Raw genomic sequence first — 13206 nt, 5'->3', positions numbered from 1 at the left:
CTCTCACCACCCGTGATCTCTCTTCAAAAAAAAGGTAAGTACTTCGTCTATTCTTCGTGTTTATAATACATTATTTAAATGATCAAGTGCTTTTTCTTTTCCTAGTAATTCTACTGTATCCGGTAATTCTGGTCCGTGCGTTTGTCCTGAGACAGCAACACGAATTGGCATAAACAAGTTTTTGCCTTTGATTCCTGTTTCTTTTTGGATCTCTTTGATTGCAGCTTTTACTGTTGGTGCGTCAACTGTAGTCATTGCAGTCAATTTTTCTTTAAAGGCATTGAGTACAGTTGGAACAGTTTCACCCGCCAAGACTTCTTGCGCAGCAGCATCCAATTCAGGATGTTCATTAAAGAATAACTCAGAAACTTCCACAATTTGTGCAGCATAACTCATTTGTGGTTGATATAGTGAGACGATTTTTTTCAGCCATTCTCTTTTTTCTGCGGAAGGCTCTTCTTCAATTCGACCTGCTTTGATTAAATATGGCAAACACATTTCTGTCAACTGATCCAGGTCCATTTGACGCATATAGTGGTTGTTGACCCACTCCAATTTTTTAGCATCAAAAGCCGCTGGTGATTTGCTCAAGCGTTCTGGATCAAACATTTGGATCAATTCAGATTGAGAAAATAACTCATCTTCTCCTACTGGGGACCAACCCAACAATGCGATAAAATTGAACATTGCTTCTGGTAAGTATCCTAATTCACGATACTGCTCAATAAATTGTAAAATTGATTCATCGCGTTTGCTTAGCTTTTTACCAGTTTCGCTGTTGATGATCAGTGTCATGTGTCCAAATTGTGGCGCTTGCCAACCAAATGCTTCATAGATCATCAATTGTTTTGGTGTATTAGCAATATGGTCATCGCCCCGCAATACATGTGTGATTTTCATATGATGATCATCAACTGCCACTGCAAAGTTATATGTTGGCATCCCATCGCGCTTTTGAATGACAAAATCGCCGCCTACATTATCTGACTCAAAAACGATCTCACCTTTTACCATATCATGAAACTTATACTCTGTATTTCTAGGAACTCGGAAACGAATAACTGGTTGGATACCTTGTGCTTCTTTTTCCGCTTGCTCCTCTGGTGTTAGATTAGCGCATTTTCCGCCATAATGAGGCATTTCGCCACGTTCGCGTTGTTCTTCACGCTCTGCTTCTAGCTCTTCTTCTGTACAATAACACTTATAGGCACGATTGCTTGCTAGCAACTGATCAATCAATGGTTGGTACAACTCACCGCGTTCTGATTGGCGGTACGGTCCGTACTCTCCAGGGTTTGCAGGGGATTCATCCCAATCAATACCCAACCAAGCGAGATTCTCTAGCTGGCTCTTCTCACCATCTTCAATGTTTCTTTTATTATCCGTATCCTCAATACGGATAATAAATTCGCCATCGTTATGACGTGCAAATAAATAGTTAAACAATGCTGTTCGGGCATTTCCGATGTGTAGATGTCCAGTTGGACTTGGAGCATAACGTACTCGCACTTTAGTCATCTTTTTCCTCTTCCTTCATCTGATTTGCAAACAATCCTTTGCTGTTCGGTTTTTACCTTCTAGCTTATAGGGAAAATCTCCGATAATAAAATAGTTCGCTCAGCTAGAATTGTACAATCATTAAGCAAAATAGTAAAGGCAACCGGCGTAAAATCCGCCAATTGCCATTGATTATTGCTAATTTTTTGTGTCTTCCTGATTATCGATTCCACGACTTGAATGAGCCGGTTTAGCAAATATCATTCGTCCCGCAGCTGTCTGCAGTGCGCTCGTAACAACTACTTGGATATGTTCATTCATGTAATGCTGTCCATCTTCAACAACAACCATCGTTCCGTCATCCAAATAAGCGACACCTTGTTGTCTTTCCGTTCCAGCTTTTACAACAAGTACATTCATTGTTTCTCCAGGAATCACTACTGGTTTAACTGCATTCGCAAGAGCGTTGATATTTAACACAGGAACATTTTGAAATTCTGAAACTTTGTTTAAATTATAGTCATTTGTAACCACAATACCATCAAGGATCTTTGCTAATTTGATCAATTTGCTGTCGACCTCAGAAATATCATCGAAGTCACCCTCATACATTTCAACAGCGATACCTTCTTCTTTTTGCAAAGCATTCAAAATATCCAATCCACGTCGACCTCGTACACGTTTCAAGCTGTCTCCTGAATCTGCAATATATTGTAATTCATATAAAACAAAATTGGGAATTAATAGGACCCCTTCAAGAAAACCTGTCTTAGCAATGTCGTAGATACGTCCATCGATGATAACACTCGTATCGAGAATTTTATACTTATGAAAATGATCAGCTATTTTACGATCAAGCATCTGTTGTTCTTCAACAGGTTCTGTTTTCTTGCTTTTAGAAGAAAAGATTTTTTTCCATTCTTCGATTCGAGTCGTGCCAATTTGAAAGCCAAGATATCCCAACAACGCCATTACTAAAATAGGCGCGATTCCGTTAATAAAAGGAATATCCCAATTATAAAAAGGAATCGATACAATGACCCCGATCATTAAACCAATAATTGATCCGATTGCTCCAAATAATAAATAAGTTAGACTCAATTCACTCAATTTTTCTTCAATTTTACGAATTCCAGCTGCAATATATTTCGCTAATAGCAAAGATAATAAAAAGAAAATAAGGGCTCCAAGCAAACTATTAGTGATATTATTGTTCAGCCATTCATTTTTTGATTGACCAATGGTTTGCCATGCAACAGGCATTAATGAGATACCTAAACTTGCTCCAGCAAGAACCATTAGCGCAGTAATGACTCGTTTCTGCATACACGTTCCTCCAAACTAATTTAGTACGAAGCTGAGACTCATAAACGAAAAAATCTTTTTTAGAAAGAGCTGGACAAAGATAGCACCTTCTGATGCAAATAGTTCTCAATAAACAGTCTTCATTCATTCTTGTTCTGATAATTTCGTTATTTTCGTCTCACCTTCGAATTTATTCTTTTTTTTAACTAAGACCTTATCAGAATTAACGAAAAACTTTTCGTAGGGTTTCCGATAAAGTTGACACACCTTCTACTTCGATACCTTTGGGCGGTTGCCACCCAGTAAGATTATTTTTAGGTAAATATACTTTAGTAAATCCTAATTTTTGCACTTCTTTTACCCGTTGTTCGATCGCATTGACACGTCGAATCTCACCAGTCAACCCAATTTCACCGATAAAACATTCCGTAGGACTCGTACCTTTTTCCTTATAACTTGAGGCTATGCTGACTGCAATTGCTAAATCGATTGCAGGTTCATTTAATTTTACACCACCAGCTGCTTTTAAATAAGCATCTTGATTCTGTAGAAGCAACCCAGCCCGTTTTTCAAGGACCGCCATGATTAATGAAACACGATTAAAATCCAATCCGGTAGTCGTTCGTTTAGCGTTACCAAACATAGTTGGTGTCACCAAAGCTTGGATCTCTACTAAAATCGGTCGACTGCCTTCCATTGCAACAACGATGGCAGAACCCGTAGCGCCTTCTAATCGCTCCTCAAGAAAGACTTGAGAGGGGTTGGCTACTTCTTTCAATCCGCCTGCTTCCATTTCAAAAATCCCAATCTCATTTGTCGAACCAAATCGATTTTTGACGGCACGCAAAATACGGAAGCTGTGATGCTTTTCACCTTCAAAATATAAAACGGTGTCCACCATGTGCTCTAGCATTCGTGGACCAGCAATTGAACCTTCTTTGGTTACATGTCCCACAATAAAAATAGCAATCCCGTTGGTTTTAGCCAGTTTTAGAAGTTCGGCAGTCGTTTCTCGAACCTGACTCACGCTTCCTGCCACACTAGTGATATCTGGTTGTGTCATCGTTTGTATCGAATCTATGATGACATAATCCGGTGTTAGATTTTCGATTGCCTTGCTTATCTCAGACATATCCGTTTCTGGATATAAATAAAATTCCGTATCAATGGCTCCTAAACGCTGGGCACGCATTTTTATCTGCTCTGCACTTTCCTCACCCGAAACATACAATACTTTGCCGCCAATAGCTGCAAGCTGCTGTGAGACTTGCAGTAAAAGAGTCGACTTGCCGATCCCTGGATCACCACCAATCAAAATCAATGATCCCGGAACAACACCACCACCCAAAACTCGGTTTAGCTCTGCTAGCTTGGTCTGTACTCGTGGTTCTTTCTTTGGTATGACATCAGCAATTTTTGTTGGTTGCATCCGTTGTCCCGTAAGAGTGGTCCGTACTCGCCGATCCGTTGTTTCTTGAATCACTTCTTCTACCATCGAATTCCAACTACCACAATTAGGGCACTTCCCTAAATACTTTGGTGAAGAATATCCGCAATTTTGGCAGACAAACTGACTCTTTGCTTTCTTAGCCATTGCAAACCTCCAATTCGTTATCTAGGACTGACTGCATGCGTATATCGAACAATCACAGGTCTGAGGAACCAAATCCTCCAGAGCGTGATTGACTGGTTACATCTTGATCCGCTTTTAAAAACGGCAAGAAGATCCCTTGACCAATTCGTTCACCTTTTTTGATGGTCAAATCACTGGGACCAAAATTCGTAAATTGAAACATGATATGCCCTTCATTATCAGAATTATTGTAATAATCACTGTCAATGACTCCGACACCATTTGTTAGTAACAAAAAACGTTTGAGAGGATTGCTCGAACGATTCGTTAATTGTAAATACTCTTCTTTTCCCATATATGATTTGATTCCAGTCGGAACCAGTGTCGGTTTGATTGCTTTTTGAACATCTTTAGCTGTCAACGCTTGGATGCCATTCATCAACCCCGCTTTCCATATACTAGGTATTACGACTTCTTCTGCCGCTTCAAAATCATACCCTGCCGCATGGTGTGTTGCGCGTTGCGGAAGAGCTATATCCTTATCTGCATATGTTGAAACAATTTCAAATCCACGTGTCTTCATCTTTTCCTCCAATTAATAAACATATAGTCATTTTAGCATAGTAACCCTTGTTTTCTTTAATGAAAACAAAATTAACAGAAACTCTTTATATTTTCTTCGCTTCCGCAGTCAAAAAAACGAAGAAAATAGAAAAAGGACATGACGAAAGGCTATTTTGCTAGTACAATAGAAAAAATATTATTTACTGAATTCAGAAGAGGTGGTTACATCCATGCGAGAGAAACTAAAAAAAGCGAATCGAGTCGTTATCAAAATTGGGACCAGTTCCCTCGTCTATCCCAATGGAAATATCAACTTCTCGAGTATTGATGAACTGGCTTTTGTTCTGTCCGATCTAAAGAATCAAAACAAAGAGATTATTCTCGTTTCTTCTGGTGCTATTGGTGTAGGGATGAATAAACTAAACATTCCACAACGTCCTGTAGAAATCCCCCAGCAACAAGCTGTTGCAGCCGTGGGGCAAGCCGAATTAATGAATATTTACAATCACCGTTTTCAAGTTTACAATCAAAAAACTGCTCAATTATTGTTGACTCGAGATATTATTGAGTTTCCTCAAAGTCGAGAAAATGTATGTAATACATTGGAGCAGCTCTTAGCGATGGGAATTATCCCAATAATCAACGAGAATGATACAGTTGCCATAGATGAGTTGGACCATCTTACTAAATTTGGTGATAATGATCAATTATCTGCAATTGTAGCGCAGTTAGTCCATGCGGATCTGTTGATTATGCTATCCGACATCGATGGGTTTTATACTGCTAATCCGCTACATCATAAAACTGCTAAACTTTATGATGAAATTACTGAGATTACACCTGATTTAATGAAACAAGCAACCGGAAAAGGAAGTCCGTATGGAACTGGTGGCATGTCAAGCAAATTAAAAGCTGCGGATCGTATTCTCAAAACAGATGCCACAATGATCTTGGCGAATGGGAAACAGCCTAAAATCATTTTTGATATCTTAGCTGGCAAAAAGGTTGGCACTTACTTTTACAAGGAGGAAACATTATGATCGATTTAATGCAATTGGGAAAGCAAGCAAAAAAAAGTGCGGCCTCACTTAGCTTACTAACCGCTACTGAGAAAAATCACTTACTATCAGCTATGGCCGATACACTTGAAAGAAATCGTTCACGAATTTTAACAGAAAATAAAAAAGACCTTGCTGCTGCAAAAAAAAATGCATTAAATTCAACTTTAATTGATCGCCTAGAATTAACTGATGAACGAATCAAGGAGATGGCAACTGGTATTCGAAAAATCGTTCAGCTCCCTGATCCACTTGGAATCGTGGACAAAATGTGGCGCAATAGTGATAATCTCTTAATTGGTAAACAACGTGTACCATTAGGTGTTGTGGGAATTATTTATGAAGCAAGACCCAATGTTACAACAGATGCTGCCGGTCTATGTTTCAAATCTGGGAATGCTGTCATTCTGCGAGGAGGTAAAGAAGCCTTCTACTCAAATCAAATCCTTGTAAATCTTTTGCAAGAAACATTAAGCGCCAATGGATATTCACCCTATTCTATTCAATTTGTTGATGACACCAGTCATGCAGTGGCTGATCAAATGATGCGCTTGAACAAGTACTTGGATGTACTGATTCCACGAGGCGGTGCTAACCTCATTCGTCGTGTCAAAGAAACAGCAACAGTTCCTGTCATTGAAACAGGAACAGGTAACAACCATATCTTTATTGACAAAGCTGCACAGCTTCCGATGGCTGTCGACATTGTTGTCAATGCCAAAACTCAGCGACCTTCTGTTTGCAATGCAATCGAAACGATCCTCGTTCATAAAAGTTGTGCAGCAGAATTTCTACCTTTACTAGAAAAAGAACTGAAAAATAAAGTAGAGTTGCGTGCTGATACTAACGCGCGTAACTATTTAATAAATGCGCAACCTGCTACTGAAGAAGATTGGCAAACCGAATTTCTAGATTATATTGTAGCCATCAAAGTTGTAGATTCCATCGATGAAGCAATTGCCCACATCAATCATTACAACACTAAGCATTCTGAAGCTATCGTCACGGATAACTACTTTGCCTCTCAGAAATTCTTACAAGAAGTAGATGCTGCTGCAGTATATGTCAATGCATCTACACGATTCACGGATGGGTTTGTTTTTGGTTTTGGAGCAGAAATCGGCATTTCAACTCAGAAATTGCATGCTAGAGGCCCAATGGGACTTGAAGCTCTGACTTCCACCAAATATATTATCTATGGAGAAGGTCAAATACGTAAATAAAAAAGCTGCTTGATTCCGGAGACTTCAATCTTTAAGTGATTTTCACTTTTGATTGAAAGTTTCTTTTTCAAGCTGCTTTTCTGATTGATTATGCTTGTTCAATTACAAATTCAACTGGTTCCATAGCGAAGAGTTGCTGTAAAACTGCATTTGCTTCTGTAAACAATTCCTGATCACAGGCTTTTTTCTGACAAACAATTCTTTGTTCTTTTGAAACAAATACTTGTGTAGCATCATTATCCACAAATTTCACTTCTTGATTCTCTTTTCGAAAAATGTAGCCCTCTTCTTCGTCTAATAATAGCGCTGTCTGCCAATGCTCATTTTGGATAAGTGGCATTACTAAAGATGCTACGTCCAGATTTTCTACAGAAACTTCTTTACCATTCTCTAAGTGCATCGTAAACGTTTCTAACTCAAAGGCCTGGCAAGCATTGCACCCTCCTTCCGTAATAAAATGTTTACTTTTGATAATTGCTTTCATGTTCTCACCTGCTTTTTTTTACCAGTTTACCTCACTAACATCTCTTTGACTACCGACGGAGAAAAAATTCCGCCTTAAGATGGATGTTCCACCTCTTCTTTCTTGATAAAATAAATTTAAGAAAAAGGCATAGGAGGATTTATTATGAATACACAAAGTTTGTTAGGTAAAATCGTAACTGTTGTAGCAGTTTTAGTTCTGGCTTCATTGCTCTTATCTCTCGTCTTAGGATTAATTGGCGGATTGATTGGTTTAATTTTTCGTTTTGGTATTCCTTTATTGTTAGCTGTTCTAATTGTTCGGTGGCTGACAAACGTTCGACAACGACCAAAAAAATACTATAACTAACAAAAAGACTTGGAGCATTATCTGTTCCAAGTCTTTTTTGATTATCCTAAAGCAACATCCAAAACCATCATCAGAATGAAGCCTGTCATAACACCAAAAACTGCAAAATGCCGTCGACTACTAGCTGTTTGTTGTGCTTCAGGTATTAGTTCCTCTACCACTACATAAATCATCGCTCCCGCTGCAAATGCTAAAGCATATGGCAAAACGGCTGTCATACTTGTTACCAGCAAAGCGCCTATAACACCGGCAATCGGTTCAACGATCCCAGAAGCTTGTCCATAGACAAAGGCCTTATTACGACTCAATCCTTCCTGTCTTAAAGGAATGGATACAGCAGCTCCTTCGGGAAAATTTTGGATCCCAATACCTATAGCTACTGAAATAGCTGCCAAAACTGCTGCCCGAGGATCTTCCGAGCTGGCGGCTGCTCCAAAAGCCACACCAACTGCCAAGCCTTCAGGAATATTGTGTAATGTGATGGAGAAGACCAACAGAATCGTTCGTTTTAAATGGCTTGGAAAGCCTTCTGTTTCATGGTTAGGACCAAAGTGCATATGCGGTAATGTTTTGTCTGCAGCATATAAAAATAGTCCACCCAATCCAAAACCAATACTAACCACAAGCCATGGGATATCCCCATTTTCTTCCGCACGAGCGATAGCAGGGTCTAGTAATGACCAAAAACTCGCAGCAATCATTACACCGGAAGCGAATCCCAACATCGTATTAAGAACATTTTTATTGATATCCTTAAAAAAATAAACAAGTGCCGCACCTAGAGCAGTCATGGCGTATGTAAATAAAGTACCAGCCAAAGCCTGCTGCCACGGGGACAGTTGCATTAACCATTCAACCAAAACATTTCTCTCCTCCTATCTTCTCCCTTTACTCTAGCATAGGAAAACGCTTGATTCTAGCCTTTTGTTTTACTCAAAATAATTCTAAGCTCCTTGTTTGATTGTAGGGAAATCCTTGAGTTTACTTGAAACTTTCAACATTCATCGCTATAATGCTAGGAGACTCAATGTCAATATATATAAAGTGAGGAAAAGAATTGATTACAGTAAGTGATGTAAGTTTGCATTTTTCAGATCGCAAACTGTTCGACGATGTTAATATTAAGTTTACGCCTGGCAATTGCTATGGTTTGATTGGTGCAAATGGTGCTGGTAAATCAACTTTCTTAAAAATATTATCTGGAGAAATCCAACCATCTACAGGAAATGTTTCATTAGGACCCGATGAACGAATGGCTGTTTTGAAACAAAATCATTTTGACTTCGAAGAATACCCAGTTATTGAAACTGTTATCATGGGTCACAAACGATTATACGACGTAATGAAAGAAAAAGATGCGATCTACATGAAAGAAGACTTTAGTGACGAAGATGGTATCCGTGCTGCTGAACTAGAAGGAGAGTTTGCTGAACTGGATGGTTGGGAAGCTGAACCTGAAGCCGCAGTTCTCTTACAAGGGTTGAATATCCCTGATGAATTACACCATGTCCAAATGAAAGAATTAACAGCTGGTCAACGTGTGAAAGTGTTGTTAGCACAAGCTCTTTTCGGAAAACCAGACGTCTTGCTCTTGGATGAGCCTACTAATGGATTGGATATCCAATCTATTAACTGGTTAGAAGAATTTTTAATCAACTTTGATAATACCGTTATCGTAGTTTCCCATGACCGTCACTTCTTAAATAAAGTATGTACCCATATGGCAGATCTAGATTTTGGGAAGATCAAACTGTATGTCGGAAACTATGATTTTTGGTTAGAATCAAGTCAATTAGCAGCAAAATTGCAATCACAATCAAATGCGAAAAAAGAAGAACAAATCAAAGAACTGCAAGAATTTATTGCCCGCTTTAGTGCAAACGCGTCAAAATCAAAGCAAGCCACTTCTCGAAAGAAAATGTTGGATAAAATCACACTTGATGATATTCAACCTTCTTCACGCCGCTATCCTTTTGTAGGATTTAAACCAGAACGGGAAATTGGGAATGACTTGTTGCAAGTAGATAATGTCAGTGTGACTATTGACGGTAAAAAGATTTTAGATAATATCTCATTCACTTTGAATAAAGATGACAAAGTTGCTTTTATTGCCAACAACGACATCACAACGACTACACTATTCAAAGTTATTATGGGCGAGATCGTGCCAGATACTGGTAGTGTACGCTGGGGTGTTACAACACAACACGCTTACTTGCCAAAAGATACTACTGGTGAATTTGATACGGATACACCAATTGTTGATTGGTTGCGTCAGTATGCTAGTAAAGAAGAGGATGATAATACATTCTTACGTAGTTTCTTAGGTAGGATGCTGTTTTCAGGTGATGAAGTCTTAAAACCAGTCAATGTTCTATCGGGTGGCGAAAAAGTTCGTTGTATGTTATCAAAACTAATGCTATCAAAAGCTAATGTTCTTGTCTTAGACGATCCAACAAATCACTTAGATTTAGAATCGATCACTGCATTGAATGATGGCCTTATGGCTTTTACCGGCTCTTTACTTTTTGCCTCTCATGATCATCAATTTATTCAAACGCTCGCAAATCGAATTATCGCCGTTTCAAATAAAGGTGTTGTTGATCGTGCAGAGACTACCTACGATGAGTTCTTAGACAACAAAGATGTACAACAAAGAATTCAAGAATTATATAATTGATCTCCAAATGAAAAAGCCAAATGCAAGAACTCTTGCATTTGGCTTTTATATTTAAGAGAAAATCAATCACTGATCAAACGTGTTTTTCCGAATGAAAAAAGTGCCAAACAACCATATCCTGTATGGCTGGCAATTGTTGGTCCTAAAGGATAATGATAAATAATTAATGCTGGAAATTGCTCTTTCAAGAGTCTTAACACTTTTTCTGCTGCTTCGTCATCACCTGCATTTGCAAGATAAACCGTCTCTATTTGAGATTCACGCAGATTCGCTACTGTTTTATCAACAATTTTTTGAATTGATTTATTTCGACCTCTCACTTTATCGACATTTTTCAACTTTCCTTCTGTATCTACAGTAATAATTGGTTTAACATTTAATAGTCCGCCAATGGCCGCTGCTGTTTTAGATATTCTACCGCCTCTTTCAAGATGTCGAAGATCATCAACTGTCACCCAAGAATCTAGAGATAATTTATGTTCTTCTACCCACTGGCTGACCTCATGAAGAGACCAACCTTCACTTTATCTTTTTGCTGCTTCCGCTACTAAAAAACCCTCTCCCAAACTAGCAGATTTTGTATCAATGAGTGTGATTTCAGCATGAGGGTATTCTTCTTTAAGAATAGCAACAGCTTGAACAGCGCTTTGAAAAGAACCGCTCATTCCAGACGAAAAACCTAGATAAAGTATCGGTGTGTGCGATTCTACATATGGACGAAAAAATTCAACATAACGTCCGACGTTGATTTGAGAAGTTGTCGGTTGTGCATTTTCTTTTAATTTTTCTAAAAACCACTTGGCATCAAATTGTTCACCCATATCATCGATATATTCTTTTCCTTCAAGTTCAATTGTCATAGATATATATTGAACACCCAATTCAGCTAATCTTTTTGCTGGTAGATCACAACATGAATCTGTAATGATTTGATACATAGGTACACCCCCTTTGATAACCTTATTATAGCAAAAAAAGAACAAGGCAGAAGAAATCATACTTGAAGCCGGGAAAATCATCGATTTTCTTCTAAAATACTCTGCCTTGTTCTTTCTACTATTCAATTCTACTAATTAATTCTACCCACTGATTAGATTTGTGCCCAAACACTCTCTAATATATTCGTTTGATTACGATCTGGCCCTACTGAAAATGTTGAGATACGAACCCCAACTAATTCAGAGATACGATGTACATAGTTACGTGCATTTTCAGGAAGATCAGCTAATGTTTTGCATCCAGTAATATCTTCTGACCAGCCTGGTAACTCTTCATAGACTGGTTTACAACGATTCAATTCTTTTAGACTTGCAGGATAATGATAAATCAATTCTCCATCTAATTCATAAGCAGTACAAATTTTTACAGTTTCCAAGCCGCTCAAAACATCAATTGAATTTAGAGACAGATTCGTGATACCAGAAACACGTTTTGAATGACGCATGACAACAGAGTCAAACCAACCAACACGACGTGGACGACCAGTTGTCGTACCATATTCACGGCCAACTTCACGAATTTGATTGCCTGTTTCATCAAAAAGTTCTGTTGGGAATGGGCCATCACCAACTCTTGAAGTATATGCTTTACAAACACCAACTACTTTATTGATTTTAGAAGGACCCACTCCACTACCAATGGTTACTCCACCAGCTACTGGATTTGAGGATGTTACGAACGGATATGTTCCTTGATCAATATCTAGCATAACTCCTTGAGCACCTTCAAACAGTACGCGTTTTCCTTGATCTAGCGCATCGTTTAGAATAACTGAAGTATCCGTTACATATTTCTTGATTTGTTGACCATATTCATAATACTCTTCAAAAATATCTTCAAAAGCAATCGGCTCATCATCAAACATTTTAACAAATTGACGATTTTTTTCTTCAAGATTGATACGTAATCTTTCTTCAAAAATTTCTTTATCAAGAAGATCAGCAATTCGAATACCTACACGAGCGGCTTTATCCATATAAGCTGGACCAATCCCTTTGATCGTTGTTCCGATTTTATTGTCACCTTTAGCATCTTCTTGTAACTGATCTAATTTGATATGATACGGTAAAATAACATGGGCACGGTCAGAAATTTTCAAATTATCTGTTATTATATTATTCTCTTTTAGATAGGCAAGTTCCTTAACAAGAGATTTTGGATTCACAACTACGCCATTTCCGATCACGCTAATTTTATCTTTATAAAAAATACCGGATGGAATCAAGTGTAATTTATATGTCACTCCATCAAACTTAATAGTATGTCCTGCATTGTCTCCACCTTGATAACGTGCAATCACTTCCGCATTTTCACTCAAAAAGTCGGTAATCTTCCCTTTTCCTTCATCGCCCCATTGGGTACCTACTACTACTACAGATGACATTTAATGACCTCTTTCTTTATATATTGCACTCCATAAGTATTGTACCAGTATTCGATCATGGATTCAATCTAAAATCGAATGATTGAATCGA

General features: G+C 38.3%; 11 protein-coding genes, 1 pseudogene and 1 other annotated feature (1 of these 13 only partly in view). Of the genes and pseudogenes, 4 read left to right on the top strand and 8 right to left on the bottom strand.

The window, feature by feature from the left end:
• Positions 1-64: a binding site (T-box leader), on the bottom strand; it reaches 132 nt to the left of the window's first position.
• From gltX to ACTFWY_RS11790, 4 genes are all read right to left on the bottom strand, one after another.
• Positions 61-1518, bottom strand: a complete 1458-nt coding sequence (gltX, locus tag ACTFWY_RS11805) for a glutamate--tRNA ligase (protein WP_439926924.1) — start codon at positions 1516-1518, stop codon at positions 61-63. Its footprint overlaps the feature before it by 4 nt.
• Before the next feature lie 177 nt (positions 1519-1695).
• Positions 1696-2823: a PIN/TRAM domain-containing protein gene (locus tag ACTFWY_RS11800; RefSeq protein ID WP_103300719.1), complete on the bottom strand. Its 1128-nt coding sequence runs from the start codon at positions 2821-2823 to the stop codon at positions 1696-1698.
• 202 nt (positions 2824-3025) lie between these two features.
• Entirely contained in the window at positions 3026-4396 is a 1371-nt protein-coding gene (radA, locus tag ACTFWY_RS11795; RefSeq protein ID WP_003129268.1) for a DNA repair protein RadA, read from the bottom strand.
• A 52-nt stretch (positions 4397-4448) separates the two neighbouring features.
• Positions 4449-4958: a dUTP diphosphatase gene (locus ACTFWY_RS11790; protein ID WP_005473067.1), complete on the bottom strand. Its 510-nt coding sequence runs from the start codon at positions 4956-4958 to the stop codon at positions 4449-4451.
• Positions 4959-5169: 211 nt separating this feature from the next.
• On the opposite strand from ACTFWY_RS11790, the gene proB reads away from it, so the two are divergent.
• Both proB and ACTFWY_RS11780 read left to right on the top strand, forming a co-directional pair.
• Complete coding sequence (gene proB, locus ACTFWY_RS11785; protein WP_005473069.1) at positions 5170-5979, top strand: glutamate 5-kinase; 810 nt, start codon at positions 5170-5172, stop codon at positions 5977-5979.
• A complete protein-coding gene (locus ACTFWY_RS11780) occupies positions 5976-7220 on the top strand; it encodes a glutamate-5-semialdehyde dehydrogenase (RefSeq protein ID WP_103300720.1) in 1245 nt (414 codons plus the stop codon). Before proB ends, ACTFWY_RS11780 begins: the two co-directional genes overlap by 4 nt.
• An 88-nt stretch (positions 7221-7308) precedes the next feature.
• Here the strand turns inward: ACTFWY_RS11780 and ACTFWY_RS11775 are convergent, their stop codons facing one another.
• The gene (locus ACTFWY_RS11775) at positions 7309-7704 is read right to left on the bottom strand and encodes a DUF4809 family protein (protein ID WP_003129263.1); all 396 of its coding nucleotides are present in this window, start codon (positions 7702-7704) and stop codon (positions 7309-7311) included.
• Between the two features lie 144 nt (positions 7705-7848).
• On the opposite strand from ACTFWY_RS11775, the gene ACTFWY_RS11770 reads away from it, so the two are divergent.
• Positions 7849-8052 carry a hypothetical protein gene (locus tag ACTFWY_RS11770; RefSeq protein WP_003129262.1) on the top strand — a complete coding sequence of 68 codons (204 nt, stop codon included), beginning with the start codon at positions 7849-7851 and terminating at the stop codon, positions 8050-8052.
• Positions 8053-8093: 41 nt separating this feature from the next.
• On the opposite strand, the gene ACTFWY_RS11765 is transcribed toward ACTFWY_RS11770, so the two are convergent.
• Positions 8094-8912, bottom strand: coding sequence for a ZIP family metal transporter (locus ACTFWY_RS11765; RefSeq protein ID WP_003129261.1), 819 nt, complete (start codon positions 8910-8912; stop codon positions 8094-8096).
• Positions 8913-9109: 197 nt separating this feature from the next.
• Between ACTFWY_RS11765 and ACTFWY_RS11760 the strand changes: the two genes are divergently transcribed.
• A complete protein-coding gene (locus ACTFWY_RS11760; RefSeq protein ID WP_003129260.1) occupies positions 9110-10732 on the top strand; it encodes an ABC-F family ATP-binding cassette domain-containing protein in 1623 nt (540 codons plus the stop codon).
• A 62-nt stretch (positions 10733-10794) separates the two neighbouring features.
• Here the strand turns inward: ACTFWY_RS11760 and ACTFWY_RS11755 are convergent.
• Positions 10795-11670, bottom strand: a pseudogene (locus ACTFWY_RS11755) (DegV family protein).
• A 152-nt stretch (positions 11671-11822) separates the two neighbouring features.
• Entirely contained in the window at positions 11823-13115 is a 1293-nt protein-coding gene (locus ACTFWY_RS11750) for an adenylosuccinate synthase (protein WP_021148909.1), read from the bottom strand.
• Between the last annotated feature and the right edge of the window lie 91 nt (positions 13116-13206).

It is taken from the genome of Enterococcus sp. 125944 (assembly GCF_051909435.1).
Lineage (GTDB): Bacteria > Bacillota > Bacilli > Lactobacillales > Enterococcaceae > Enterococcus_D > Enterococcus_D gallinarum.
The sequence above is the reverse complement of the archived record's forward strand: the minus strand, read 5'-3'. Positions and strand labels throughout refer to the sequence as shown.

Bases quoted from the DNA above. Each gene is read 5' to 3' on its own strand.
- ACTFWY_RS11750 (WP_021148909.1), bottom strand. From the start codon at position 13,115: ATGTCATCTGTAGTAGTAGTAGGTACCCAATGGGGCGATGAAGGAAAA.
- ACTFWY_RS11780 (WP_103300720.1), top strand. From the start codon at position 5,976: ATGATCGATTTAATGCAATTGGGAAAGCAAGCAAAAAAAAGTGCGGCC.
- ACTFWY_RS11790 (WP_005473067.1), bottom strand. From the start codon at position 4,958: ATGAAGACACGTGGATTTGAAATTGTTTCAACATATGCAGATAAGGAT.
- ACTFWY_RS11770 (WP_003129262.1), top strand. From the start codon at position 7,849: ATGAATACACAAAGTTTGTTAGGTAAAATCGTAACTGTTGTAGCAGTT.
- proB (WP_005473069.1), top strand. From the start codon at position 5,170: ATGCGAGAGAAACTAAAAAAAGCGAATCGAGTCGTTATCAAAATTGGG.
- ACTFWY_RS11800 (WP_103300719.1), bottom strand. From the start codon at position 2,823: ATGCAGAAACGAGTCATTACTGCGCTAATGGTTCTTGCTGGAGCAAGT.
- ACTFWY_RS11775 (WP_003129263.1), bottom strand. From the start codon at position 7,704: ATGAAAGCAATTATCAAAAGTAAACATTTTATTACGGAAGGAGGGTGC.
- gltX (WP_439926924.1), bottom strand. From the start codon at position 1,518: ATGACTAAAGTGCGAGTACGTTATGCTCCAAGTCCAACTGGACATCTA.
- radA (WP_003129268.1), bottom strand. From the start codon at position 4,396: ATGGCTAAGAAAGCAAAGAGTCAGTTTGTCTGCCAAAATTGCGGATAT.